A 24,437-nucleotide genomic window follows, 5' to 3' on the forward strand; every position below is an offset into this window, starting at 1 on the left:
AATGTGTTTTTATTTTTTTGGTACTAATTAACTATCGTTGTGGTGACATTATTTCCTTTACAGAGAGATATAATTTTTATATCTGTCCGAAATAATTATTAAAATTATCTTCTCAGAGAGAACCTACTACAATCCAATGTACTAACAAATGTGTTTTCCACAAATTCTCTGCTCACATTTTCTACAGTAAACATTGGGCATTTTTATGAGGTTTTATTTTTTCACATTCTTTCCTCATCATAGTCTTTATTCTCATTCATGGTGAGCTGTTGCTTTTTTCTTTTTGATACTTAAAAAATTGATACTTCTTTTATTTTTATAAGCTCTGCGAGTTTCATGTCGAGTTTCGAAATATCACCTTCTTCATCTTTCGTTTGAATTTCAATTTACATAATGAAAAGTCCCTAATCATCAATTCTATTGAACATTATTATTTTGTTCCAAAAGTTCAACAATGGCACAACATCATCTCTATTCCAAATAGCATTTTTTAGAAATCTATGAAGGTAAAAGAAATTTACACGTTAAATTTGCATTTGGTGTACAGGAACTGCTTTTGTACAGATTAAATATGTGAAATATGATTTATCTTCAGTTTTAGAGTCAATGAAAATTTCACTTTTCCACTTTATCGTTAATTCCCAAGTATCCCATTTTCTTATCTTAAAATGATAAGGATCAAAATCGTAAAACAGTACTTCAAAATGTTGTTTTTCTTTGTCTCCAACGAATTCTACGATTATCGATTTGGGAGTTGTGTCACTCTGCAGTTCAACAGTCTCCCTAATAATTGCATTTAGTTTCATGAAGCAAATATAGATCGGTTTTATATCAATTCTAAAATTTTTTATGATATAATATGTATCAATTTATTCTCGTAAACTTTGCTAATCATTATAAAGGTATTAATCTATTGTGCAGAAATTCTGATAAATAAAAAACACAACGTTTTCATAACGAGTCTTTAAATCCGCTGCATTTTCTCTATAGTAAATTTGTGTTGAAGATATTAACGAATTAAGATATGAAATAGATTTGCTAGAGTGGTATATTTTTGCCGATTGTTAGTAATTCTTCCCATTGCGTTGTGAATCTTGGACTTCTGTGCTCTTTAACCAAAGCCCATTCCTTCTCTCTGTTTCCAACAGTTGCAACTTTTACTTTATTCTTACCAAATTTATTGTTTAATTTATCTATTACTTGAGTAATTTCATTGCTTTCACTTTTGCTTTTAGTCTCAAAGAGGCTCGTTTGTATTTCATTATCAGGAACAAGTTGTAATAAATTAACTCCGACTTTTTTGTAACGATATTCTGGTTTATAAATTTTTTTTAATCCTTTTAATGCTTCTTTTGTCAATTTAACAGTACTATTGGAAGGACTATCAAGAGTAATAAGTATCTTATTCTGATATTGATTATCGTGAGCACTTTGATAATTAGTTTGAATGGAAATTTCTATTTGGGAAGCTGAACTTTTTTGCTGTCTCAATAAATCTGCAACTTCAGCGACGTAAAAGCTACAAGCTTCTTCGATCAAACTATAATCTGATAATTTTTTACCAAACGATTTCGCTGTTCCGATTCCCTGTTTAGCTTCTGGTAAAGAAACGAGATCTAAGCATGGCTCATTATTAAGTTCCCGCCACAGTCTTTCGCCGATAACGGTCATCTCTTTCCTTACCCAGGCCACGGGAAGATCAGCAAATTCCATGGCTGTTTGAATATTATTATTTTGTAATTTTTCAGCATGTTTTTTTCCTATTCCCCAAATATCTTTCACTTTTAAACTGCGCAATAAATATTGTCTTTTCTCTTCTGAATCAACGACATATACATCATGATGTTCCGGGAATTTCTTCGCAAACTTATTGGCTAATTTTGAAAGGGATTTTGTCTTTGCAATTCCAACACCTACAGGTATTCCCGTATTTTTTTGAACAGTATTTTTTATGGTTCTACCCATCGATTCGTAATCATTGTCGGCTAAATAGGATAAATCTACAAAACTTTCATCAATGCTGTATTCTTCTACGATAGGTGAAAACATTTTTAAGGTATCCATTACTCTTCGAGACATATCACTGTATAATGTATAGTTAGAGGAAAAATACGAAACTTCATTTTCATCCAGAAATCTTTTTATCTTAAATATTGGTTGAAACATGGGCATTTCTGCTAATTCTTTGGCTTGTTTATTTGCTGCAATGACACAGCCATCATTATTACTTAATACAATGACAGGTTTGCCTTGTAGATCCGGACGAAAAACAAGTTCACATGAAGCATAAAAACTGTTGCAGTCGACTAAAGCAATCATAAGACAGATTTTATAACATAGGTAATTACTCCCCAAACATTTAATTCCTCCTTAACATCTTCATCAATTCGAAGTATTTGGAAATTACCATCCAATATCACCACAGCCAATTGGTTATTTTTCGGATTTAAAGATTTGTCCACGATCAAAACGTCATCTTTAACGATCTCATATTCGGAGTGGGCATCACCTATTACGCGAATATAAAAAGTTGCTTCGGAATTAGAAACCAATACTGTATTCAGATCAATTCGTGGTTCATTATAATGCGTTGCCGGACTGGAAAATCCAGTTTGCGTTGGTCTTGCTACTCTATGATTATCCTCAGGTTTCTTTATCTGCTGCGGTTCTTCGGGTTCCATTTATAATTTTATTGAATTTTGAAATGTAAAAATTGTAAGCAGAATCAAATATGGTGATAATTGATTAATAAAAAAAACATCAGAGAATTTTAAGAAATTTCGTGTGAAATTATTTAATAACACCTATCGATATGTATTTTCTAGATGTCATTCTCTTTTACCTTCTTTTTTTTAGTTTTCGTAGTTAGAACCTTTTTTAACAAATTCATATCATCCCCAATTTTCCTATCTTGTATTTTAGCGTAATGTTGGGTCATTTGAACATTAGAGTGACCCAACATTTTACTAACTGTTTCAAGTGGCACCCCATTATTTAATGTAACAGTAGTTGCAAAAGTGTGTCGGGCCGTATGAAAACTAATATCGAAGTCCAGTCCACATAACGTGGCTATCTCTTTCAAATACTCATTCATCTTTTGATTGCTTAAAACTGGTAAGACTTTTTCATCATTTAAACACTTTATATTTGTTTTATAACGGTCTAAAATCTCGTTCGCAATTGGAAGAAGAGGAATACTTGCTTCAACTTTTGTTTTTGTTCTTTTAATTTTAATCCATTTTTCACTATTTGCACTAACTGATATATTTTCATATGCCAATTTCTGCACGTCTGAATATGCAAGTCCTGTAAAACAACAAAAGAGAAATATATCGCGAACTATCGTTAATCGTTCAGTACTGAATAATTTATTTTTTATGCTTTCTAACTCGTCTTCTGTCAGGAAACGTACATCAGTAATGATAATTTTAGATTTATAATTCGAAAAAGGATTTTTGACCATCCATTCATTATCTAAGCATATATTAATTATTTTTTGAAAATTTTTGACATATTTTACAGCAGAATTATTTGCGCAATTGCGCACCGTTCTCAAAAAGAATTCATAATCGGAAACAAATGCAGGATTAATCTCTCGCACATCAATATCTGAAATATTATATTTCCACTTCATAAATTGTTGAGTATGTCTAAGAGAAGTTTCGTACCTCTCCCAGGTTCCTTGAGCAAACCCTCTTCCTATTAATTCTTTTACTTGATTATTATGATCCGTAAATGCTTCTACCAAAGTGACTGTTCTTTCATCAATACCCATAAATCGGTTTCTCAAGCTTTCGGCGGTGATTACTTTCCGGTTATTTAAAAGATTGGCGTAAGATTCGAACATTTTTGTTCTCAGACTTTCTAAAAATGAATTAAAAGATTTTGCGTTGGAAGAGCGCCCGGAAAATTGTCCTGAATTAGAATTCCAGTCAGTGGTTTTAATGGTCTTACCTGTGGAAATTTCCTTTCTTTCTCCATCCACTGTGATTCGTAAATAAATGGCCGAAAAATTAGGATTACTTTTCGTTTTTTTGGCGTAGAACAGTAAACTGTAAGTTTGCATAGGTGATGATTTAAAAGGTTAATAAATGTATATCTGAACCTTTAAACCTGCAAGATGTTCAATAGCTTGTATAAATGATGAACAGGCTGTTTATGTTAAAATTCGGTGCGTACCTATTTTTTAATTCTTGGTACTCACCTACCTACTCACCTATGATTTGTATTATAATGATATATTTTGATACATAAGTAAAAACAAAAAAGCCTTTAAATACTACTATTTAAAGGCTTTTGATGCTTTCTAGTTCCGCTACTAGCGGAGAACTAGGGATTCGAACCCCAGGACCTGTTACAGTCAACAGTTTTCAAGACTGCCGCAATCGACCACTCTGCCAGTTCTCCATTGAAAGAGATTTCTCTTTTTCAGTGGTGCAAATATAAAAACCTTTTATATATTGACCAAATTATTTATGCAAAAAACTTTTAAACCTTTCAGTATCAAAGGAGAAATTAATTTTTAGCCACCTGTAAACCGAAATAAACCGCCACTAAACCCACAATAAGACTAAGTAAAACATATAAAAGCAAGATGGAATAATGCCCGCTTTGCCACAAAGAATAGTTTTCTGCGGAAAACGTCGAGAAGGTTGTAAAGCCTCCACAAAATCCCGTGATCAGCACAAACTTCAAATAACTGTCTACTTTAATGAAATAAGAAGTAAAAACTCCGATCAAAAAACACCCGATAATATTTACGACAAAAGTCCCCATCGGAAAGGAATTGATATTCCAAAGCTTTTGGGTAAAATTAGAGATCAGAAAACGCAAAACGCTTCCTAATCCCCCACCGATAAATATGTAGATTAAGTTTTTCACTTTCTCTTAAGACAAATTAAATTTATTTGAGCGTTTACCAACGTCTATTTTTTAAAAGTAAACTGATATATTTTGAACTCTTTTACCTGGCTCTTTTTACATTTTACTTGGCTCTTTGAAACCACTAGACTAATTCGCCCAAATACTTTTCCGCATCCATCGCGCCCATACATCCACTTCCTGCCGCAGTAATTGCCTGTCGGTAATGACTGTCCTGAACATCACCTACCGCGAAAACGCCCGGGTAATTGGTTTTTGCAGTTCCCGGAATGGTTTCGATATATCCGTTGGCGTCCAGTGTAATCTGGTCTTTAAAAATCTCTGTATTCGGTTTGTGACCGATCGCGATGAAAATTCCGTGTACGTCGATCTTTGAAGTTTCCTGAGTTTGGTTATTGATGACCACTGCTCTTTCAACTAATGAGTTCTCGCCTTCAATAGCGATGAGTTCATGGTTGAATTTTACTTCGATATTTGGCGTGTTGCTCACTCTGTGAATCATAGCTTTAGAAGCCCGCATATAATCTTTACGGACAAGAATGGTTACTTTATTCACCAACTTCGCTAAATAGGTCGCTTCTTCGGCTGCAGTATCGCCAGCTCCAACAACAACTACATCTTTTCCTTTATAGAAAAATCCGTCGCAAGTTGCACACGCAGAAACGCCACCACCCATATATTTTTTCTCATCGGCCAATCCTAAATATTTTGCAGTGGCTCCTGTTGAAATAATCACAGATTTTGCGAGGATCTCTTTGTTTCCGGCCCACAATTTATGCGTTCCACCCATTTCACTTGAAAACTCAGCTTTCGTGATCATCTCGTAGTGAACTTTAGTTTCAAATCTCTCGGCTTGTTTTTGAAGATCCATCATCATTTCCGGGCCTGTAATTCCGGTTGGATAACCCGGGAAATTATCAACTTCTGTGGTGGTTGTTAATTGTCCGCCGGGTTCTAATCCCGTGTATAGTTCAGGTTTCAGATCGGCTCTGGCTGCATAAATTGCGGCAGTAAATCCGGCTGGTCCGGAACCTACGATGACACATTCTAAGATATTTTCTTCCATTAAATAAAGTTAAGGTTGAGTTAAAGGTTTTGAGTTCCCAAAAATCGGGTTTTATTTTGGGTTAAGGAAGTATTTGATGATGAATTTTTTCAATCACTAATAATTTTTAGGGAATATTTTTTTTTGAATTTTGAATGAGTTGATGGTTTTGAAGAAGATTATTTATGGTAGTTTTTTTTACTCTGATGAATGAAGATTCTTGATTCTAATAACTTTTTCAATATTTTATTTGTCCTTTTGTCTTGGAACAAAATTGAATATATTTTTTCGCTTTTGTCATTCTAACGAAGGAAGAATCTTATCAGTAATTACTTTACATAACTTTTCTCTTGTCCTTTTGTCTTGGAACAAAATCGAATATTATTTTTTGTTTTTGTCATTCTGACGAAGGAAGAACCTCATCAGTAATTACTTTACATAACATTTCTCTTGTCCTTTTGTCTTGGAACAAAATCGAATATTATTTTTTGTTTTTGTCATTCTGACGAAGGAAGAATCTCATCAGTAATTACTTTACATAACTTTTCTCTTGTCCTTCTGTCTTCAAACAAAATTGAATATATTTTTTCGCTTTTGTCATTCTGAAGAAGGAAGAATCTAATTGGAAAAAGGCGACTGTCTATTTGATCTTGTCCTCAAAAAGAAGTTCTAACCTTGAAAAAAAGATTTCTCAAAACAAATGCTCTCTCAGCAAATTCAAATTTCAATTAAAAAACCCCAGTTGCGACCCAGCCTGAATGGATCCCGATGTAAAATCGGGAGGGAATGGAGGATGGAAATTGTCGCCCAAATAAATAGCTAATCAAGTCTTTACCTTGTACTGATCTACATGCAAAATTTTGTAAACCATCTCTTTCAGCAATTCACTTTCGGTCATATTTACGGCGCCTAATCCTTTGCTTTTCAGATCCATTTCGCGCAGGATAGAAATAATTCTGGTGCAATGTTTAAGGTTGTAAAAACGCGTGGCTTCTGCGAAATCTTTAATAAAATAGGGATTAATTCCCATCGCTGAGGCTTGATTTTGCGGAGATTCCCCTTTCATGGTTTGAAAAATAACCAGATTGGAAAAGAAGTTATACAAATTCCCCATCATCATTGGAAAGGAATTTTGCTTCGGAGATTTCCCCAGAAAATGCGCTATTCTAAAGGCTTGCGTGGAATCTTTTTTTCCCAAAGCCTTGATGAGTTCGAAAATATTAAAATCCTTACTGATCCCGATATGAGTTTCAATAATCTTTTCGTCGATCAATTCGCCAGGTTTCAGGATCATTTTGAGCTTCTGCAATTCATTGGCGATCCGGGACAGATCGGTTCCCAAATATTCGGAAAGTAGAACCGGAATATGCGGTTTGCTTTTTAAACCCAGCTTTTGCATCTCAGCCGTGATCCATTTTGCAACTTCGTAATCCCGAACTTTATCGCTGAGGAACATCATCTTACTTTTCGTCAGATTCTTAGCGAAACTTTTGCGGGCATCTACTTTTTTATACTTGTGCGCAATAACGAGTAAGGTTGATTCTACGGGATTTTCGGAATACATCTTTAGTGCTTCTGCTTCCTTCTCCGTCATTTTAATTTCCTGCGCTTCCCGCAGAATAATAACTTGCTTGTCGCCCATCATGGGAAATTGCCGGGCCAAAGAAAGTACATCGGAATAATTAGTGTCTTTGCCGTAAACTACGGTTTGATTGAAGGCTTTTTCGTCTTCTGTTAAAAAATCATTTTCAAAGGATTTTAAAGCAACATCCATAAAGTAAGGCTCTTCGCCATGAAAAAAATAAATGGGCAAAAGCTCTTTATTTTTAATATTTTTGAGGATTAAATCTAATTCTTTCATAAATGGAACTTCCGAAACTGAATTTTAAGGACACTTTTGATTTCGATATCAAGAGAGACAAAGATAAGTTTTTTATTTATGATCTTGTTCGAAAAACCTACCTCCTGCTCACGCCGGAAGAATGGGTACGACAACATTGGGTGCATTATTTTCACTTTATTAAGAGCAGAAATTTGTCGTCTTTAATCCTGGAAAAAAAGCTTCTATTAAATGGCACAACTAAGAGAATCGATCTACTCGTGACGGAAAGAACGATAGCCAAAATTTTGGTAGAATGTAAAGCTCCGGAAATTAAACTCACTCAAAAAACCTTTGAGCAAACCGCCAGATATAATTCGGTTTTGCATGCTGAAGAAATTATTCTGAGCAATGGTCTGCACCATATTTTTGCGAAGTTTAGCGACAAAGGGTATGAGTTTTGTCCGTTTGAATTTTAAAATAACTTCTTTATGAAAAAATTCTTTATTCTACTTCTTTCAATCAGTTTTTATTTATTTCAGGCTCAAGAAATTAAAGAAATTCTCCTTAGTCAAAATGGCAAAAAATCCATCGTCAATTTAAACTTGAAAGGAACTTTAATATCCATCGATACGAATGGGAATCTGTTGCAAATGAATTTAATGACGGACACTCATGCATTTTTAAACCAGTCTACAACGGCAACATTCCAAAATGATGTTGAGTTTACTTACCGCGATCCAAATTCAGCGATTTCTTCCGATTCAGATTTTGAGTATTACGACGATTTTTATAAATACAGCAGTGGCAAATTAAAATCAGTGAACGGAATTCCGATCAAATATTTTGATGATTTTTATTCCTATCGAGTTGGTAAAATCAGTTCTGTTGGTGATGTAAAATTTGATTATTATGATGAATTTTACAGCTATCAAAAAGGGAAGATCAAATCTATCGGATCTATTAATTTTACTTATTTTGATGATTTTTATAAGTATAGATCAGGAAAATTGAAATCGATCAAAGGAAACAATAACAAAATTAAAATCACAATTTTTCACGAATAAATTCCTCTATTTATTCTAAATTAAATTGAACTTTTGTCTCTACATTTTTATAGAAAAGCCTCTTGTTTTTTTTCTTTTTGAAGCTTAGTTTTGCACCATGACAAAAACGAACGGCTCCATCGTTTCCATTTTACCATTGCTCCTTTTTGTAGGAGTTTTTTTAGGATTCGGAATTTATAATCAGGATTTTTACGCCTTACCTTCTCCAATTGCAGCTTTTATCGGAATTGTTTCTGCGTTCCTTCTCCTGAAAGGGAAGATCAACGATAAAATTGATACTTTTTTAAAAGGTTGCGGTGATGGTAAAATCCTTACGATGTGCATGATCTACCTTTTGGCAGGGGCGTTTGCAACGGTTTCAAAAGCGACCGGTAGTGTTGATACGATCGTGAATTTAGGACTACACTACATTTCAGCCGCTTATTTTCCGGTGGGAATTTTTGTTATCGCTTCGTTTCTGTCGTTTGCTTCCGGAACATCGGTGGGATCGATCGTTACGCTTGCTCCGATTGTTATTGAACTGGCAGAGAAAAGTGGTTCGCCGCTTGGTTTGATTGGTGCGGCATTGCTTTCGGGCGCGATGTTCGGCGATAATCTTTCCGTTATTTCAGATACTACTATTGCTGCAACTCAGAGCTTAGGATGCGAAATGAAAGATAAATTTCGGGTCAATTTCAAACTTGCTTTTCCGGCCGCCCTCATTTCGATTGTCGTATTGATTCTGATTGGTTTTAATCAGGAATCAACTTCTGTCGTTATGGAACAAAAGGATTTTAATTTCATTCTCATTCTGCCCTATTTACTCGTTATCACGCTTTCAATTATTGGGATCAACGTTTTTGTGGTTCTTTTTTCAGGTCTGATCTTCGCCGGTATTTTAGGAATGGGCTACGGAACTTTTGGTTTGATGGAATTCGCTAAAAATACCTACGACGGTTTTACAGGAATGACGGAAATATTTTTGCTGTCTCTTCTCACAGGAGGTTTGGCTGCGTTGGTGGAAAAAGCAGGTGGTATTAATTTCCTTCTCAGAAACATCAATAAAATCATCAGTTCCGAGAAAACAGCTTTACTCGGAATCGGCGGTTTGGTAACAGTTGCGAATTTTTGTGTTGCCAATAACACGATTGCCATCTTAATTTCCGGAAAAGTATCAAAAGAACTTACAGAAAAATATGGGCTAAAACCTCAGGAAAGCGCTTCAGTTCTCGATATATTTGCGTGTTATGTTCAGGGAATTATTCCGTACGGTGCGCAAATTTTGCTTTTGATCTCGTTGAGTAATTTCAAAATGAGTTATCTGGATTTGATTCAAAACTCTTTTTATCTGCACATACTTTTGGTGATCACTTTGGTTTCGATATTTTTCCGAAAGAAAACCAGTGAAATGAAAAGACAAGCATTATCAATTCAAAATTAATGAAGATCAAAAATATCATATTCGATTTCGGCGGTGTCGTTATGGATTGGGATCCACGCTATTTTTTCAAAGATCATTTTAAAGATGATGAAAAAATGGAACATTTTTTAAAAAATATCGTGACCGATGAATGGAATTCCGAACAGGATCGCGGCAGAACTCTGGCAGAAGGCACCGAAATCCAGGTCGCAAAACATCCGGAATGGGAAAAAGAAATTCGCGCCTATTATGACAACTGGACCACCATGTTAAAAGCTGATATTCCTCAAAATGTCGAAGTTTTACGCAAGCTGGAACATTCTAAATATGAACTTTTTGGTTTGACAAACTGGTCCGCAGAAACGTTTCCTTATGCTTTGCAGAATTATGATTTCTTTAAAATATTTGGTGATAAGATCGTGGTTTCAGGTACAGAAAAACTCATTAAACCTAATCCCAAAATATGGGAAGTTTTACTGGAACGTTATCAAATCAAAGCGGAAGAATCGGTTTTTATTGATGATAATTTGAAAAATATAGAGGTGGCTAAAAACTTAGGATTTATTTGTATTCTTCTTAAAGTTGACACCGATTTGGATCACGAGTTGCGAAAATTGGACCTGGAATTCTAATTATCACCCTAAATGCTTATCAAATGACGGGAGACTTCAAAAAAATAAACCTTATTAATTTTATCTTTTAATTGACCCAAATCTTTATTAGATTTCGTTCTAAACCTCTTCCCTATTCACAAGATCCATAGAAAAAGCCGGTGAACAGATCGCTAAATAATCACACGGATTTTCAAAAGGATTGCTGTATTTCACTCTTGCTCCTTTTTCAATCATAATACTTTGCCCTGTTTCTAAGATGATAATTTCTCCATCAATCTCAAATTGCTTTTTTCCTTTGATAATGTAAGTATATTCATCAAATTCAGGCGTTTGAAAAGGCTCGCTCCAGTTTGGTGGCGCAACCATGTGCGCAATAGAAATATCTTTATTCTCTGTGGAATTTCCCCAAATTTCTTCGATGAGTTTTCCATCTGTTGTAGGAACAATAAAAGGTGATTTCTGTATTTTAAATTTTGACATAAACATTAATTTAATGAAGTTTAAAATTACAAATTTAATTTGAAAATCTTTCGAACATCGCATTGAAGCTGTAAAAAAAATTGAAACTATAAAATCAACTGAACTTCTTTTTTTCGAAATAATGTGTATAACAATCAATTTTAAAATTCTTGATGATCAAAAAATTAGATGTTTTCCTGATATACAATATCAATCGAAGTTATTTTATCTTTTTTTCTGACTTTAGTAAACTTTGTGCGTATTTTTAACGGAATTAAATTAACAAAATGATACGATCACTATTATTAATGGGCTTGTTTATGGCATCAAATACGGCTTTCAGTCAAAAATTAAAAACCGTTTCTTATCAGGACGGCGCGCAAAAACTAAGTGGCTTAGTCACTTCAAACGCAGGAAAAAAACTTCCGGGAGTTCTTATTTTACCCGCCTGGAAGGGAATCGATGACGAAGCAAAAATGGCCGCGACGGAATTAGAAAAAGCAGGTTATATCGCTTTTGTTGCAGACATTTACGGCGAAGGTAATATTCCGACTGACAATGCTTCTGCAGGAAAATTAGCGGGATATTACAAACAGAATTATGCAGAATATCAAAAAAGGATTTTTTTAGCTTTAGACCAGCTGAAAAAAAGTGGCGCTAACCCGGAAAAAATTGCGGTAATCGGCTATTGCTTTGGTGGAACCGGAGCTTTGGAAGTTGCGAGAGCAAACATGCCGGTTGTTGGAGCGGTTTCAATTCATGGCGGTTTAGGCAAAGACATGGCGCGAAAAAACAATCCGATCTCCATTAAAATGCTGGTTGAAAATGGTGCAGATGATGAAGGCGTAACGCAGGAGAATTATAACGCGTTGGTCACAGAAATGAAGGAAGGAAAAGCAGATTGGCAAATCATCACTTACGCGAATTCCAAACATACTTTCACCAATCCTGAATCGCCCGATTACAACGCAGTAATGGCGAAAAGAGCCTGGGATCACACCATCATGTTTTTGAAAGAAATTTTGAAATAAGATCATTCATTCGCTCTTCGACGAAAAGCATGACAGAAATTACTAAAATCATTTCTCGCAGATTGAGCTGATGATGGAGATTCAATTCGCACCTGTTTTAAAATCTGCTTCATCTGCAAAATCAGCGAGAGCGAAAGCATTTAAAAAATCTTTTCAGTTTTGAAAAGGTTTTTTTTTGATAGAGAAGAGCAAAGTTTTTGTAAAGCTAATGATAGCTCTGAAGATGTTTCGACAAGCTCAGCATGACAAAAATTTATCTATAAAAATTAACTTCGTCACTGTCAGGTTGAGCCTGTCGAAACCTTTTGTGAAAATGCAAATATAATTTACCGAAATCATTACAGAATTAACTTCAAAAAAATCCTTTTCAGTTTTGAAAAGGATTAATTATTTTATGATGGGTAAAATTTAGAATTGCATCTCCGGAATATCTCCTTCGATGATCAAATCGGCCTCGGTAGATTTGATAATTTGTTCGACAGAAACGCCTGGCGCTCTTTCCAACAATCTGAAACCGTTTGGCGTTACTTCTAAAACTGCCATTTCGGTAACGACTTTTTTCACACATCCAACGCCGGTTAATGGCAGCGTACATTTTTTCAGGATTTTGCTTTCTCCCGCTTTATTAACGTGCATCATCGCAACGATAATATTTTCTGCAGAAGCGACCAGATCCATTGCTCCACCCATTCCTTTTACCATTTTTCCGGGAATCTTCCAGTTAGCGATGTCGCCGTTTTCCGAAACTTCCATAGCACCAAGAATCGTGAGATCAACTTTCTGACTTCTGATCATTCCGAAACTGAATGCAGAATCAAAGAATGACGCTCCGGGAAGTGTCGTGATGGTTTGTTTTCCAGCATTGATTAAATCCGGATCTTCTTCGCCTTCAAAAGGAAAAGGTCCCATTCCAAGCACGCCGTTTTCACTTTGAAATTCAACGGATAATTCAGGAGAAACGAAGTTCGCAACCAAAGTCGGAATTCCGATCCCAAGGTTCACGTAATAGCCGTTTTTTACTTCTTTAGAAATTCTTTGTGCGATCTGTTCTTTTGTAAGCATGTTAAAATCTTATGCTGCAATTTAAATAAATTTCATCTAATACAAAAACACGATTGAGCCAATCTATATTATATCGCAATCAATACGAATTATATCTGTAATTTTGCGCCCACTTATTTTTACAGAATGAAAACATTACTACGCTATTTAAAACCTCATAAATGGCTGCTTATTTTATCTTTAGCCTTAGCGACAATTAATCAGGTTTTCTCTTTATTTGGTCCTGCGATTACGGGAAATATATTAGATCAATTGGTAACACATCCTAATTTTTTTGATACCAAAAAACTATTGCCCCGAACCTTAGACGAATTTTTAAAAGGAACAGACCTTTATCACGGGGTTTTTTATTTTCTAGGATTATTGATCGGAACCGCAATGGTAAGTCGGATTGCGAAAGCTTTTCAGGATTATGTAGTGAGTGTGATCACTCAAAAATTTGGCGCTAATATTTTTACGGATGGTTTGCAGCATTCAATGGCGCTTCCTTATCAGCAGTTTGAAGATCAGCGAAGTGGAGAAACCCTTTCAATCTTAACGAAAGTTCGGGAAGATTCTGTGAAATTTATCACCAATTTCATCAATATCTTTTTCGGGATTTTGGTGAGTATTATTTTTGTTTCTATTTATGCGATCCGTTTGCACTGGTCGATCATGCCTGTTTATGTGGTGGGAATTTTCTTTATCGCTTTCATTACCAATATGTTGAGTAAGAGAATTAAAGGGATTCAGAAAACCATTGTTGCCGAAACAACCGCTTTAGCAGGAAGCACGACAGAAAGTTTACGAAATATCGAGATCGTGAAAAGTTTAGGTCTAACCAATCAGGAAGTTAAACGACTGAACAGCAATACCTACAAAATTTTAGGACTGGAATTAAGAAAAGTAAAAAGCATTCGGTCACTCAGTTTTATTCAGGGAACGCTGGTTAATTTTCTACAACAGGTGATCACGTTTACTTTGTTGTTTCTGATTTTCAAAAATGTTGTGACTCCGGGACAATATTTATCCCTGGTTTTTTATGGATTCTTTATTTTCGGTCCCATGCAGGAAATCGGAAACATCATTATTTCTTATCGGGAAGCGGAAGCCTCGCTTTTCAATTTTGATAATTTGATGAAGAAACCGCGGGAAGAAAAACCGCACACTCCAAAACAAATTGGAGCCATAGAAAAATTGAAGTTTGATAAGGTTTCTTTCCAACATCAATCTGCATCTTATAAAGCTTTGAACAATATTTCTTTTGAAGTGAAAAACGGAGAAACGATCGCGTTCGTAGGTCCAAGTGGTTCCGGGAAAAGCACTTTAGTTAAGCTTCTCGTTGGATTATACCGTCCGAAAGAAGGTGCCATTTTTTACAATAACATCAACGGAAATGAATTTGATTTTGATGAACTGAGAAATCAGATCGGTTTTGTTACTCAGGACACGCAACTTTTCGCAGGAACCATCAAAGAAAATCTCTTGTTCGTCAATCCAAATGCAACCGAAGAAGATCTTCGACTGGCATTGAAAAAATCCAGTTGTACGGCATTAATCGAGAGAGCAGAAAAAGGAATCGAAACGGTAATTGGTGAAGCCGGCTTAAAATTGAGCGGTGGAGAAAAACAAAGAATTGCTATTGCGAGAGCATTGTTGAGAAAACCACATTTACTTATTTTTGATGAAGCAACTTCTGCTTTAGACAGTATTACAGAAGAAGAAATTACTTCTACGATACGGGAAATTTCAAAAGAAAAAGAACAAATCACCGTTCTCATCGCACACCGCTTAAGCACAATCATGCACGCAGACCGAATTTATGTTTTAGAACGTGGACAAGTTATCGAGACCGGTTCTCATGCATATTTATTAGCGGAAAAAGGTTTGTATTATGCGATGTGGAGACAGCAGATCGGGGAGAGGAAAATGTAAGAATTTGGATATTGAAATTTAAATGATTTGATTTACATAATTGTAAATCAAATCATTTCAAAATGCTTAAAGAAGAAATAAATAGCCCACAATTTTGGTTGGTCATAGTGAGTATCGTGCTCTACATCTTATCGATGTTTTTTACCCCTTTCTATGTTGCCAATCCAGAGGCAGATATTTATTCCAATTCCTTTTTTATGTTGCTTGCAGGATGGATGGCCATTTTGGGAGGAGGATTAATCCCAACAATCATCTGGCTCGCAAATCCACTTTATTTTTTTGGTGGTTTTTTGATACTCAATAAAGAGAAATTTGCGGTTATACCAATAACCTTATCTCTAATTCTTGCGATCTATTTCACAAGTCTCAATTCTATAATGGACGGTGAAAGTGGCGCAACGACTGAAATCACAGCACTTGGTTCTGGTTATTATCTTTGGCTTTTGAGCTTTATTTTCTTGTTTATTGCAGGAATTATAACTTTCTTTAAGAAAGCACCATCATCAAATTTTTCATAAAGTACGGAAAACGGAATATTCAAATTTTACTACAATAAGAAAATTATAAAGAATGATCATCATAGTAGGAGCTGGATTATCGGGACTTTTGACCGCTTACCTCTTGAAAAAAGAAGGTATTCCATTTAAAATTTTAGAATCCAGAGACAGAGTTGGCGGAAGAATCAACACCATCTACAGAAAAGAGGAAGCTTCGATTGAAATGGGCGCGACCTGGTTTAATGATCAACATTCGAATTTAAAAGCACTTTTAGAAGAATTGGAAATTGAAAAATTTGAGCAATTTATTGATCCAAAAGTTTTCTATCAACCTAACACTAATTTTCCTGCACAAATAGTTGAGATTCCAGAGAACGAAACGAGTTATCGGATTTCTGGTGGAACTTCAAATCTCATCAAAACGGTATTAGAGAAATTAAATCCAGAAGATGTAATCCTTAATCAAGAAATAAATGAAATTGAGTTCAATACAAATTCAGTTTCGATAAAAGCAGAAAATAATTTTGAAGCCGATGCCGTTGTCCTCGCTCTTCCGCCGAAATTGTGGGAAAATCGTATCACCTTTAAACCTGAACTTCCGGATAATTTGAAAAAGATTGCCTCTCAAACTCATACCTGGATGGAAGATTCGATCAAAGTTGCCATTACTTTTAGCCAACCATTTTGGGCGGAAGAAAAATTACCACGAACTTTGTTCAGCAATGTTGGTCCAGTTACCGAATTTTATGATCAATGCGATTACCAAAATTCAAAATATGCGCTTTGTGGCTTTATCAATTCTTCATTTAAACAACTCTCCTATTCTGATAGAAAAGTACTTGTCATTAATCAGTTGAAAAATGTTTTTGGCGTTCGAGTGACAGAATTTTTAAATTACGAAGAATGTGTTTGGAGTATAGAAGACCAAACCTTTCAAATTTCTGAACCTTCGCTTTTTCCACATCAAAATAATGGACATCCTATTTTTACCAATTCGCTTTTTGAGAATCGATTAATCATTTCCGGTTCGGAATCTTCCTTACAATTTCCTGGATATATGGAAGGAGCTGTATTTTCTGCGATAGAAAGTGTACAGAAAATTACTGTATTACAAGAGAGCTGATGAGACGAGAATATGAAAGTGAAAATACTTTTACTTCCAAAATAAATTATCCTTAAAGTTTCACATATGTTTTAAGACAATTTGCTATATTTATTGACTAACTGAAATTTACCTCAAATTATGATAATTAAAAGTTTAGAAGACGTAAAAGATTTTAATCTATCTACTGAAGTACCATCTTTAATTTTCAGAGGTCAAACAAATTGTGAATGGCCCTTAGTTCCAAAGTTGTTCAGAGAAAAACCAAGTATCATAAATTCTGCAAAATATGAAATTGCATGTTATAGACCATACATTAATAGTAGAGCCAAATATTATATTCATTACAATTCCCCAATAGAACATTTAATTAATTTACAACATTATGATGGTTCAACTAGATTACTAGACTTTACTAACAATTTCTATACTTCTATTTTTTTCGCTTGTTACGATCCATTTTCAAATAATGAAGAAAAAAATGGGAAAATATTTGTACTTAACAGAGACTTTTTTCCTACATATTACAGTCAGTCATTTAACTTTTACTATATAGAAAGTGTGAAGAAAGAACTTTATAGATTAAAGGATGCAGATGGTTTCTATTTAGTTGATCCAGAAGTGAAAAATCCTAGAATGAGACGTCAAGATGGTCTGTTCTTACTATTTCCGTTAGCTAAACTTGATGGATATGAATTTGATATTCCTGTTAAATTTGATGATTTTGTAGAAGCAGAAAATTTATTGTCTCTTAAAAGAGGAGATCCTAGACCATTTTGGTATGCCCATATTGAAATTGATTCAAATTCAAAAGAAAGCATTTTAAAACAGTTAGATGATGAATTTTGGAATTAATCCCGAAACTATATTTGAACATGAAATTACGACAGAAGAAATAAAAGCAAATTATAAAAGTATGTTGGAGGAAATAGAATTATTTTATAATAATGTTCTTGTAAAATAGTAAGTGTTTTAAAAGATAAGAAGTAATTGATAATGAAGAAGAAATTACTCCAAATGGAAAAAACCGCTTTAAATAGCGGTTTTTTATCAATAAATTTAAATTCGGTTTAATCTCTTTTCCTCACCGTTCTCTGCTCAATTCTCTTCTCAAATTTTTCTCCCTGGAAAATTCTTTGAACCATAATTCCGGGAATGTGAATTTCGTTGGGATCAAGTTCTCCTGGTTCAACCAACTCTTCTACTTCGGCGATGGTAATTTTCCCGCTTCCTGCCATTGGAGCGTTGAAGTTTCTTGCGGTTCCTTTGAAAATTAAATTTCCGGCGTGATCACCTTTCCAGGCTTTTACGATGGAATAATCTGCTTTGAAAGCGTGTTCTAAAATATGCATTTTACCGTCGAAATCTTTGGTTTCTTTTCCTTCTGCGACTTCCGTTCCAAAACCTGCAGGCGTGTAAAACGCTGGAATTCCGCATTGTGCAGCACGGCATTTTTCGGCTAATGTTCCTTGCGGCGTTAATTCCACTTCTAATTCACCAGACAGCATTTGTCTTTCGAATTCTGCATTTTCGCCCACGTAAGAAGCGATCATTTTTTTGATCTGTTTTTTTTGTAGAAGCAAACCTAAACCGAAATCATCAACTCCGGCGTTGTTGGAAATACAGGTTAAATCGGTAACATTGCTTTCTACCAAAGCATGAATTGTATTTTCCGGAATTCCGCATAGGCCAAATCCACCAACAATTAAGGTCATTCCGTCGCTGATTCCGGCGATGGCTTCTTCTACATTTTGTACTCTCTTATCAATCATAATCTTTGCTTATTATTGTGCACTCCACCCTCCGTCTAATGCGAAAGTTGTTCCTGTAACGGTAGTGGCGTTTTCTGCTGCTAAAAATACGGCAATTTCTCCTATTTTCTCAACAGGAACAAAACTTTTTACGGCTTGTTTTTCTAAAAGCACTTTTTCTACGACTTCCTCTTCACTCATATGGTGTAATTTTGCCTGATCTTTGATCTGTCCTTCCACCAAAGGTGTTTTCACATAACTTGGACAAATAGCGTTGCAAGTCACATTAAATGCAGCGCCTTCTAAAGCCAAAACCTTGGTCAATCCTACTACTCCATGTTTTGCAGTTACGTAAGCTGATTTAAATTCGGAAGCACGAATGCCGTGAACTGAAGAAACATTAATGATACGTCCAAACTTTTGGTCTTTCATTTTTTTGAAAACCGCTTTCGAAGCATAAAATACCGAGTTCATATTTAAAGCAATAATCTGCTGGTATTTTTCAATGGGGAAATCTTCAATCGGGGAAACATACTGTATTCCGGCATTATTGACGAGAACATCAATAGTACCCATTTCAGCATAAGCGAAATCTACCAATTCTTGAACGCCTTCCGGAGTCATTAGATTTGAGTTTTTAAAGACGGTTTTTACGCCATACTTTTCGCCCAACGATTTTGCGATTTCTGCACCGTTTTCTTCTAAACCATTAAAAACGATATTGTCGCCATTTTTGGCAAAAGCTTCGGCAATTCCTAAACCGATGCCACTTGTACTTCCTGTGATTAAAACATTTCTACTCATTTTCGATTATTTTAACTGTTGTTTTTTCGGATATTAAATTTACTATTTTTCTGGGACATTTTGATTTCAAATAAATATTGATCAAGTGGCGGAATCTCTGCGTGAGGGATGGAAGCGGTATCCTTTTTTTGCAGAGGGAAAAGGAAAGGCAAAAAAAGATTTAGCGGACAGCCCGACCTGAGTGAGGAAATGGAGTCTCGTCTGCAGACGAGACGTAATGACCGAGTGAAGGGCACGCCCAAATTGAGTGGAGGAATGATTGGGTAAATGAATGATTGGGTGAATGGATCATTGAGTGATTTGTAAAGTTGATGGTTGAGGTGTGGAAATGTGTGATTTATTTTCTTAAAGTGTTGGGTGATAATAATATTTGTAGTATTTTTGCAACCTGTTAATCAACCTCTGACGATGGCCGTGAAAGTTGCTTAGCTCGACAAAACAAATTTTTATTATAAAAATGGATTTAGTAAAGTACGTACAAGACAAGTACATCACAAAAAAAGAATTCCCGGAATTCAAAGCCGGTGACACCATCACTGTGTATTACGAGATTAAAGAGGGCGCAAAAACAAGAACTCAGTTCTTTAAAGGAACTGTTCTTCAAATTAGAGGAACTGGTGCTACCAAAACATTTACGATCAGAAAAATGAGTGGAGATGTTGGTGTACAAAGAGTTTTTCCTTTGAACATGCCAGCTTTGCAAAAAATTGAAATCGACAGAAGAGGTAAAGTTAGAAGAGCCAGAATCTACTACTTTAAACAACTTAGAGGTAAAAAAGCGAGAATTAAAGACGCTGCTTACAAAAAGTAATTCTGTTTACCAGAATAGAAAAACCCATCAATTAATTTTGATGGGTTTTTTATTGCTGTAAAGCGGCGATACATTGTTCGCGGATCTTCCAGAATTCTTCGGGCGAATAGTTGATTTGAGGATTTTGTTGAAGATAATTTTCCAGGAAACGTTTGTGATATTCGACTTTAAAATGGGTGATTTGAGATGGCTGAATTTCTATTTCTTCCACGAGATCATTTATAAAGTCTTCGGGTCGGGAATTTCTTCTGGTGCAATCTGTAATCTGATCTTCTATTTTTAGATAGTTATGCGCTTCGGGCATTTCCTGAAGATCATATTTCTGCAGAACGGTCGAAATCTTTGGTGTGTTTGCAGTATTCATTTTAAAAATTCCAAGCATCAATTTTACATTTTCTACAGTATTTTCCTCTGCGAGTCTTTTGAGTAAAGCGTGTTTTGTACTGCAAGTTCCACCGTGATCTTCTAATACACAAAGAAGGTTTTCCTTTTGTATATTCCTTTTGTACGGTAAATTCTTAACGTATTCTGAAGCTTTGTCAAAATCCAGAATGCCTATTTTGATGAAGTGGCTCGATATTCTGCCGGTCTTTTGTAGAATTATTTTCAATTGTCGATTTTAAGATGGTTTAATTATTTGTTGAAAATTAAGAATCTGTCTTTGAACATAAAAGTGAAGTTAAGCATCTTACTTTTTGATGATCAATTTTGAAGAATATTTAAGTCCTGTTCCAGTAACTTTTACAACATAAGTTCCGTTTTTTAAAGCCTGAGTATTTATCGCATCTGGTATATTAATTTTTTGACTGGAAATTTTTCGACCAGAAATATCGAAAATATCGACATCAACTTTACCTGAAATACTTTTGTTTGGTTTGAGGAAAACTTGGTTTTTCGCTGGATTTGGATAAAGGTTGATTGATTCGTTTAAACCCGCTTCAGAATTTCCTAAGAGCAAGTTGGAATAGAATATTTTATTTCCCCACTTATTGGTAACCGTAAGGTTTCTTCCCGAAAAAACTTCCTGATATTCAAAATTGAATTGATCCGCAGCTTGAAAGCCGAAATAAAAGTTAGTGGTCATATAATCGAAGTGCCGAACTTCGTCTGCATTTTCTCCAAAATAATCTGCAAGCGTCACGGCGACATTTTGTAAATTAAAATAGGTGGCGTTGTCCGCGCCAAATGTCACCATACCGAATGCTGTGTTGAAAAATGTAGATTTGAATCCGTTATTATCATCAAAAGCGACCTTGCCGCCTTGCGCAAAAGGATCAGGTGGATAATATTCGGTACCGTTCCACTGAATTTTTACAATGGTCCAGTCTGTATTTTTGAGTAAAGAACTGTAAGGTTGCGCAAATAAGGCCACGGATAAGAAAAGAAATAATAGAAGGTAACTCTTTTTCATGATGGTGTTTTTAGTTTAAATAAAGATATGCATGTTTTACTAAAAATCTCATCTAAATAAAATCCATAAAAAAAAACCGTCCTGCAATTGCAGCACGGTTGATAAAATATAATTAAAAAATTATTTTTTAATCATTAGTTTAGAAGAATACTCAACTCCTAAACCTGTTACTTTTACTACATAAACTCCGTTTGTTAAAGCTTGTGTATTTACAGCGTCTGTACTGGCAATTTTTTGACTGGAAACTACTCTGCCTGAAGCATCGAAGATCTCTACATTCAATTTACCTAAGATAGTTTGGTTTGATTTTAAGTGAAATTCTCCTTTAGCAGGATTTGGATAGATGCTGAAAGCTTTACCGGCATTCACATCATTCGTTGCCAAAACACATTCTGTAGGAACATCGTAGCTGTAAGTTTGATCGTTGATGTCTGTTTTAGAACCGGCAGATGCATCAATCCCTAAACCTCTGGCTGCAAATACATTCCAGATCATACATTTATCAGCACCTCCAGTAGCGGCGTTAGCAGCTTCTGCAGCTAAAATAGCATCTCTACCATCGATAAACGTTGGATTACAAACCTGAAGTTTTAAACCATTCATTACGTTTTGCAATACTCTTGTACTTCCGTTCGTTGCGTTAGCACTTACATCTGAGGAATAACCGTATTTTTCAGCATATTTCCAGTGCAGATCCCAAAGCATAGTCGCCCAAACAAATCCAATTGAATGTACATCTGGAACGATCTGTCCTGAAGGATTAGTAAATTCCATACCATTGGTATCACCGTATCCGTAACCGTTGATTGCAGTATCCGGTGAATATTTTGCAGGTCGGATTCCACCTCCTGTAATCGGCTCAGTCGTTGCGTAAGTTCCAATTCCTCTTGCAACAGCAGCAGTAGCATTAGGTTGATTTGTTAACATTAATGCGAAGAAATCGGACCAACCTTCACCCATTTGCTCTTTTGAAGCCGAAGAGTTTAGACAAGAAGATCCGTTCCCTGTATTTCTGTTAGAAATTCCATGGCCATACTCGTGAATTACAATTCCGTTATCGAAACTACCATCTCTTGTTTTTTGAGCAGCCGCATCGAATTTTAAAGTAATATTTACATTTTGTGAGGCTAATAAACCTTTCATGTAAATAGCTTCAGGACTATCGATCAATACTGAAGGAATTGTGATGTTAGGATTCACTCCGGCCATCCCACCTGTTGGAGCAGATTCCGGTAAATTATAAATGATCGCTGCTACCGCTCCGGCATCTTGTGCTGCCTGAACTTTCGCCTGGAATTCACAAGTTCCTCTTGCAATTAATCCGATCTTTCCTGCTAGTGAACCGGCAGGTAATGGAGAACAGCCATCAATTACAGCTGCAATTTTTACATCTGCAGTAACACCTGTAGCGTCTAAAGCAGGACCGAAAGTAGTTGAAATATAATTAGGTACAGATCTTCCTACAGCTTCGGCTGGAGCGTTATAAAAAACTCTTTCTATAACGGTAGCATCCCAAAGATACATTTGCATTCTTGGTCTGCCTCCGTCGCCAGGGGTAGCGAAATTAGCATTATTTGTTCCACCACCATCTTGAGATTCTGCCTGAACGTAATCGTTTTGAGCACCACCTTTACCAAAATTCCAGGCCTGGAAGTTTCTTGCCGTTTCTGTAAATCCTAAACGATAGAAAATATCGTGAATTTTGTTATTGACATAAAACAAATTGGTTGTTGCTGCATTTAAATTTCCAGCAGTTGCATTTTCTACAAAAGGAAAATCGAAAGCACGGGCTGCACCACCATCGGCATATGATCCCGCTGCATTGGTGTTTGCTTTGTCATCGTACGCCATTACGTTATTTCCTCTGGTTGTATTGTAATCACCAACGTAAGTTCCGCCAGCAATAGAATGCCATCCATCAGGTGAAGCATCAATAAACCATGGATTATTAACCAAAGTTCTGCCCCCGTGATTTGGACTTTCAAGAGGTAAAGCGAATACGCGGTAACTTGCATTTAAAGCTGCTGCCGCGCCTGCTTCTTTGTTAGAAGAAAAATCGCTTGCAAAACCTTCCGGCGTATGTGCTGAATAATCATGGCTGTAAGCATCGTGATTAAAAGTACAGGAAAGCGTAAGATTTTGTTTGCTTACAATTTCCCCCGTATTAGCATCTGCAAGAATATCCCAGTAGTTTGAAGTTCCTTTTTCTTCGAAAATAAATTCATGACATAATTTAAGGTCATTACTTTCGGTCGGGAAATAGATTAAGCGGGTTTTTACAAATGCAGCGCCGTCTTTATCAGCTTCGTTAGCACCAATTAATTCATAAGTACTGCTATTCTTTAAATTCAAACTTTGAGCTACATTTCCGAAAACGGATTTAGAAGCTTTTGCAGAACTTGGTTGCAAAGCGTTTACGTAAGTCTTAGCAAAAGCATCGTTAATGTAAGTGACTTTTGCATCTTTAATCAAAGCGGTTCCAACTGCATTGTAAACCGGAATTCCGTTGAAAGACTGTTGTATCTTAACAACTTCGCCATTCATTGTTTTGGAAAAATCCTGGTTCAGGATCTCGAAATTATTGAGGTTCGGTTTTAAGAATGTATTCTTAGCAGTGATGTGATTCTGGATGATCGATTTAAAATCCTGAGCATTCACATTACCCAAAGAAAACAGAAAGCAAACCGCCACAATTTTTAAAGGTAAATTTCTATTTTTCATATATATTAATTAATTGGCATCGAATTTATAAAAAATTTCGATATGTTTT

24 protein-coding genes and 1 tRNA gene are annotated in these 24,437 nt (G+C 35.5%); 10 read left to right on the top strand and 15 right to left on the bottom strand.

All coding sequences use genetic code 11. The annotated features are described in order from the left end of the window. Positions 1 to 524: 524 nt before the first annotated feature. From ACZ9HT_RS14730 to holA, 8 genes are all read right to left on the bottom strand, one after another. A complete protein-coding gene (locus tag ACZ9HT_RS14730) occupies positions 525 to 806 on the bottom strand; it encodes a hypothetical protein (protein WP_476041257.1) in 282 nt (93 codons plus the stop codon). A gap of 232 nt (positions 807 to 1,038) precedes the next feature. After that, positions 1,039 to 2,319 (bottom strand): Y-family DNA polymerase, encoded by a 1,281-nt coding sequence (locus tag ACZ9HT_RS14735; RefSeq protein ID WP_476041258.1) that lies wholly within the window; start codon positions 2,317 to 2,319, stop codon positions 1,039 to 1,041. Continuing rightward, a complete protein-coding gene (locus ACZ9HT_RS14740) occupies positions 2,316 to 2,681 on the bottom strand; it encodes a S24 family peptidase (protein WP_476041259.1) in 366 nt (121 codons plus the stop codon). Before ACZ9HT_RS14740 ends, ACZ9HT_RS14735 begins: the two co-directional genes overlap by 4 nt. A 140-nt stretch (positions 2,682 to 2,821) precedes the next feature. Then, complete coding sequence (locus ACZ9HT_RS14745; protein ID WP_476041260.1) at positions 2,822 to 4,066, bottom strand: site-specific integrase; 1,245 nt, start codon at positions 4,064 to 4,066, stop codon at positions 2,822 to 2,824. A 256-nt stretch (positions 4,067 to 4,322) separates the two neighbouring features. Next, positions 4,323 to 4,407, bottom strand: a tRNA-Ser gene (locus ACZ9HT_RS14750). 108 nt (positions 4,408 to 4,515) lie between these two features. Then, entirely contained in the window at positions 4,516 to 4,881 is a 366-nt protein-coding gene (crcB, locus tag ACZ9HT_RS14755; protein WP_476041261.1) for a fluoride efflux transporter CrcB, read from the bottom strand. Positions 4,882 to 5,005: 124 nt separating this feature from the next. After that, positions 5,006 to 5,947, bottom strand: coding sequence for a thioredoxin-disulfide reductase (trxB, locus tag ACZ9HT_RS14760; RefSeq protein WP_476041262.1), 942 nt, complete (start codon positions 5,945 to 5,947; stop codon positions 5,006 to 5,008). A gap of 802 nt (positions 5,948 to 6,749) precedes the next feature. After that, complete coding sequence (gene holA, locus ACZ9HT_RS14765; RefSeq protein ID WP_476041263.1) at positions 6,750 to 7,787, bottom strand: DNA polymerase III subunit delta; 1,038 nt, start codon at positions 7,785 to 7,787, stop codon at positions 6,750 to 6,752. Positions 7,788 to 7,789: 2 nt separating this feature from the next. Here holA and ACZ9HT_RS14770 point away from each other — a divergent pair, with 2 nt between their 5' ends. The 4 genes from ACZ9HT_RS14770 (at position 7,790) to ACZ9HT_RS14785 (ending at position 10,843) form a co-directional block, all read left to right on the top strand. Further along, positions 7,790 to 8,224, top strand: coding sequence for a type I restriction enzyme HsdR N-terminal domain-containing protein (locus ACZ9HT_RS14770; protein WP_476041264.1), 435 nt, complete (start codon positions 7,790 to 7,792; stop codon positions 8,222 to 8,224). A gap of 12 nt (positions 8,225 to 8,236) precedes the next feature. Further along, the gene (locus ACZ9HT_RS14775) at positions 8,237 to 8,812 is read left to right on the top strand and encodes a hypothetical protein (protein ID WP_476041265.1); all 576 of its coding nucleotides are present in this window, start codon (positions 8,237 to 8,239) and stop codon (positions 8,810 to 8,812) included. 97 nt (positions 8,813 to 8,909) lie between these two features. Next, positions 8,910 to 10,232, top strand: a complete 1,323-nt coding sequence (locus tag ACZ9HT_RS14780) for a Na+/H+ antiporter NhaC family protein (protein WP_476041266.1) — start codon at positions 8,910 to 8,912, stop codon at positions 10,230 to 10,232. Then, positions 10,232 to 10,843: an HAD family hydrolase gene (locus ACZ9HT_RS14785; protein WP_476041267.1), complete on the top strand. Its 612-nt coding sequence runs from the start codon at positions 10,232 to 10,234 to the stop codon at positions 10,841 to 10,843. The genes ACZ9HT_RS14780 and ACZ9HT_RS14785 overlap by 1 nt, the downstream gene beginning before the upstream one ends. Positions 10,844 to 10,942: 99 nt before the next feature. Here ACZ9HT_RS14785 and ACZ9HT_RS14790 read toward each other — a convergent pair whose 3' ends face one another. Further along, positions 10,943 to 11,305: a cupin domain-containing protein gene (locus ACZ9HT_RS14790; RefSeq protein WP_476041268.1), complete on the bottom strand. Its 363-nt coding sequence runs from the start codon at positions 11,303 to 11,305 to the stop codon at positions 10,943 to 10,945. A gap of 266 nt (positions 11,306 to 11,571) precedes the next feature. Here ACZ9HT_RS14790 and ACZ9HT_RS14795 point away from each other — a divergent pair, with 266 nt between their 5' ends. Further along, a complete protein-coding gene (locus ACZ9HT_RS14795) occupies positions 11,572 to 12,315 on the top strand; it encodes a dienelactone hydrolase family protein (RefSeq protein WP_476041269.1) in 744 nt (247 codons plus the stop codon). A gap of 408 nt (positions 12,316 to 12,723) precedes the next feature. Here ACZ9HT_RS14795 and ACZ9HT_RS14800 read toward each other — a convergent pair whose 3' ends face one another. Continuing rightward, positions 12,724 to 13,377: a CoA transferase subunit B gene (locus tag ACZ9HT_RS14800; protein WP_476041270.1), complete on the bottom strand. Its 654-nt coding sequence runs from the start codon at positions 13,375 to 13,377 to the stop codon at positions 12,724 to 12,726. 126 nt (positions 13,378 to 13,503) lie between these two features. Between ACZ9HT_RS14800 and ACZ9HT_RS14805 the strand changes: the two genes are divergently transcribed. From ACZ9HT_RS14805 to ACZ9HT_RS14820, 4 genes are all read left to right on the top strand, one after another. Next, positions 13,504 to 15,291 (top strand): ABC transporter ATP-binding protein, encoded by a 1,788-nt coding sequence (locus tag ACZ9HT_RS14805; RefSeq protein WP_476041271.1) that lies wholly within the window; start codon positions 13,504 to 13,506, stop codon positions 15,289 to 15,291. Between the two features lie 62 nt (positions 15,292 to 15,353). Beyond that, entirely contained in the window at positions 15,354 to 15,809 is a 456-nt protein-coding gene (locus ACZ9HT_RS14810; protein ID WP_476041272.1) for a hypothetical protein, read from the top strand. A gap of 52 nt (positions 15,810 to 15,861) precedes the next feature. Beyond that, positions 15,862 to 16,911 carry a flavin monoamine oxidase family protein gene (locus ACZ9HT_RS14815; protein WP_476041273.1) on the top strand — a complete coding sequence of 350 codons (1,050 nt, stop codon included), beginning with the start codon at positions 15,862 to 15,864 and terminating at the stop codon, positions 16,909 to 16,911. A gap of 120 nt (positions 16,912 to 17,031) precedes the next feature. Then, positions 17,032 to 17,745 (top strand): FRG domain-containing protein, encoded by a 714-nt coding sequence (locus tag ACZ9HT_RS14820; RefSeq protein ID WP_476041274.1) that lies wholly within the window; start codon positions 17,032 to 17,034, stop codon positions 17,743 to 17,745. 215 nt (positions 17,746 to 17,960) lie between these two features. Here ACZ9HT_RS14820 and ACZ9HT_RS14825 read toward each other — a convergent pair whose 3' ends face one another. Both ACZ9HT_RS14825 and ACZ9HT_RS14830 read right to left on the bottom strand, forming a co-directional pair. Continuing rightward, positions 17,961 to 18,662, bottom strand: coding sequence for a CoA transferase subunit A (locus ACZ9HT_RS14825; protein WP_476041275.1), 702 nt, complete (start codon positions 18,660 to 18,662; stop codon positions 17,961 to 17,963). Between the two features lie 12 nt (positions 18,663 to 18,674). Further along, on the bottom strand, positions 18,675 to 19,445 hold the full coding sequence (locus tag ACZ9HT_RS14830; RefSeq protein WP_476041276.1) for a 3-hydroxybutyrate dehydrogenase: 771 nt from the start codon (positions 19,443 to 19,445) through the stop codon (positions 18,675 to 18,677). 457 nt (positions 19,446 to 19,902) lie between these two features. Between ACZ9HT_RS14830 and rplS the strand changes: the two genes are divergently transcribed. After that, the gene (gene rplS / locus ACZ9HT_RS14835) at positions 19,903 to 20,256 is read left to right on the top strand and encodes a 50S ribosomal protein L19 (RefSeq protein ID WP_235141754.1); all 354 of its coding nucleotides are present in this window, start codon (positions 19,903 to 19,905) and stop codon (positions 20,254 to 20,256) included. 49 nt (positions 20,257 to 20,305) lie between these two features. Here the strand turns inward: rplS and ACZ9HT_RS14840 are convergent, their stop codons facing one another. The 3 genes from ACZ9HT_RS14840 to ACZ9HT_RS14850 form a co-directional block, all read right to left on the bottom strand. After that, complete coding sequence (locus ACZ9HT_RS14840) at positions 20,306 to 20,866, bottom strand: hypothetical protein (protein ID WP_476041277.1); 561 nt, start codon at positions 20,864 to 20,866, stop codon at positions 20,306 to 20,308. Positions 20,867 to 20,944: 78 nt separating this feature from the next. After that, the gene (locus ACZ9HT_RS14845; RefSeq protein ID WP_476041278.1) at positions 20,945 to 21,667 is read right to left on the bottom strand and encodes a T9SS type A sorting domain-containing protein; all 723 of its coding nucleotides are present in this window, start codon (positions 21,665 to 21,667) and stop codon (positions 20,945 to 20,947) included. 120 nt (positions 21,668 to 21,787) lie between these two features. Then, the gene (locus tag ACZ9HT_RS14850) at positions 21,788 to 24,388 is read right to left on the bottom strand and encodes a T9SS-dependent M36 family metallopeptidase (RefSeq protein ID WP_476041279.1); all 2,601 of its coding nucleotides are present in this window, start codon (positions 24,386 to 24,388) and stop codon (positions 21,788 to 21,790) included. Positions 24,389 to 24,437: the final 49 nt, after the last annotated feature.

This window comes from Chryseobacterium sp. UYP7, assembly GCF_056279225.1.

What these genes read in the sequence shown, in the direction of transcription:
- ACZ9HT_RS14730 (WP_476041257.1), bottom strand. Translation starts at nt 806, where the DNA reads ATGAAACTAAATGCAATTATTAGGGAGACTGTTGAACTGCAGAGTGAC.
- ACZ9HT_RS14735 (WP_476041258.1), bottom strand. Translation starts at nt 2,319, where the DNA reads ATGATTGCTTTAGTCGACTGCAACAGTTTTTATGCTTCATGTGAACTT.
- ACZ9HT_RS14740 (WP_476041259.1), bottom strand. Translation starts at nt 2,681, where the DNA reads ATGGAACCCGAAGAACCGCAGCAGATAAAGAAACCTGAGGATAATCAT.
- ACZ9HT_RS14745 (WP_476041260.1), bottom strand. Translation starts at nt 4,066, where the DNA reads ATGCAAACTTACAGTTTACTGTTCTACGCCAAAAAAACGAAAAGTAAT.
- trxB (WP_476041262.1), bottom strand. Translation starts at nt 5,947, where the DNA reads ATGGAAGAAAATATCTTAGAATGTGTCATCGTAGGTTCCGGACCAGCC.
- holA (WP_476041263.1), bottom strand. Translation starts at nt 7,787, where the DNA reads ATGAAAGAATTAGATTTAATCCTCAAAAATATTAAAAATAAAGAGCTT.
- ACZ9HT_RS14770 (WP_476041264.1), top strand. Translation starts at nt 7,790, where the DNA reads ATGGAACTTCCGAAACTGAATTTTAAGGACACTTTTGATTTCGATATC.
- ACZ9HT_RS14775 (WP_476041265.1), top strand. Translation starts at nt 8,237, where the DNA reads ATGAAAAAATTCTTTATTCTACTTCTTTCAATCAGTTTTTATTTATTT.
- ACZ9HT_RS14780 (WP_476041266.1), top strand. Translation starts at nt 8,910, where the DNA reads ATGACAAAAACGAACGGCTCCATCGTTTCCATTTTACCATTGCTCCTT.
- ACZ9HT_RS14785 (WP_476041267.1), top strand. Translation starts at nt 10,232, where the DNA reads ATGAAGATCAAAAATATCATATTCGATTTCGGCGGTGTCGTTATGGAT.
- ACZ9HT_RS14790 (WP_476041268.1), bottom strand. Translation starts at nt 11,305, where the DNA reads ATGTCAAAATTTAAAATACAGAAATCACCTTTTATTGTTCCTACAACA.
- ACZ9HT_RS14795 (WP_476041269.1), top strand. Translation starts at nt 11,572, where the DNA reads ATGATACGATCACTATTATTAATGGGCTTGTTTATGGCATCAAATACG.
- ACZ9HT_RS14800 (WP_476041270.1), bottom strand. Translation starts at nt 13,377, where the DNA reads ATGCTTACAAAAGAACAGATCGCACAAAGAATTTCTAAAGAAGTAAAA.
- ACZ9HT_RS14805 (WP_476041271.1), top strand. Translation starts at nt 13,504, where the DNA reads ATGAAAACATTACTACGCTATTTAAAACCTCATAAATGGCTGCTTATT.
- ACZ9HT_RS14810 (WP_476041272.1), top strand. Translation starts at nt 15,354, where the DNA reads ATGCTTAAAGAAGAAATAAATAGCCCACAATTTTGGTTGGTCATAGTG.
- ACZ9HT_RS14815 (WP_476041273.1), top strand. Translation starts at nt 15,862, where the DNA reads ATGATCATCATAGTAGGAGCTGGATTATCGGGACTTTTGACCGCTTAC.
- ACZ9HT_RS14820 (WP_476041274.1), top strand. Translation starts at nt 17,032, where the DNA reads ATGATAATTAAAAGTTTAGAAGACGTAAAAGATTTTAATCTATCTACT.
- ACZ9HT_RS14825 (WP_476041275.1), bottom strand. Translation starts at nt 18,662, where the DNA reads ATGATTGATAAGAGAGTACAAAATGTAGAAGAAGCCATCGCCGGAATC.
- ACZ9HT_RS14830 (WP_476041276.1), bottom strand. Translation starts at nt 19,445, where the DNA reads ATGAGTAGAAATGTTTTAATCACAGGAAGTACAAGTGGCATCGGTTTA.
- rplS (WP_235141754.1), top strand. Translation starts at nt 19,903, where the DNA reads ATGGATTTAGTAAAGTACGTACAAGACAAGTACATCACAAAAAAAGAA.
- ACZ9HT_RS14845 (WP_476041278.1), bottom strand. Translation starts at nt 21,667, where the DNA reads ATGAAAAAGAGTTACCTTCTATTATTTCTTTTCTTATCCGTGGCCTTA.
- ACZ9HT_RS14850 (WP_476041279.1), bottom strand. Translation starts at nt 24,388, where the DNA reads ATGAAAAATAGAAATTTACCTTTAAAAATTGTGGCGGTTTGCTTTCTG.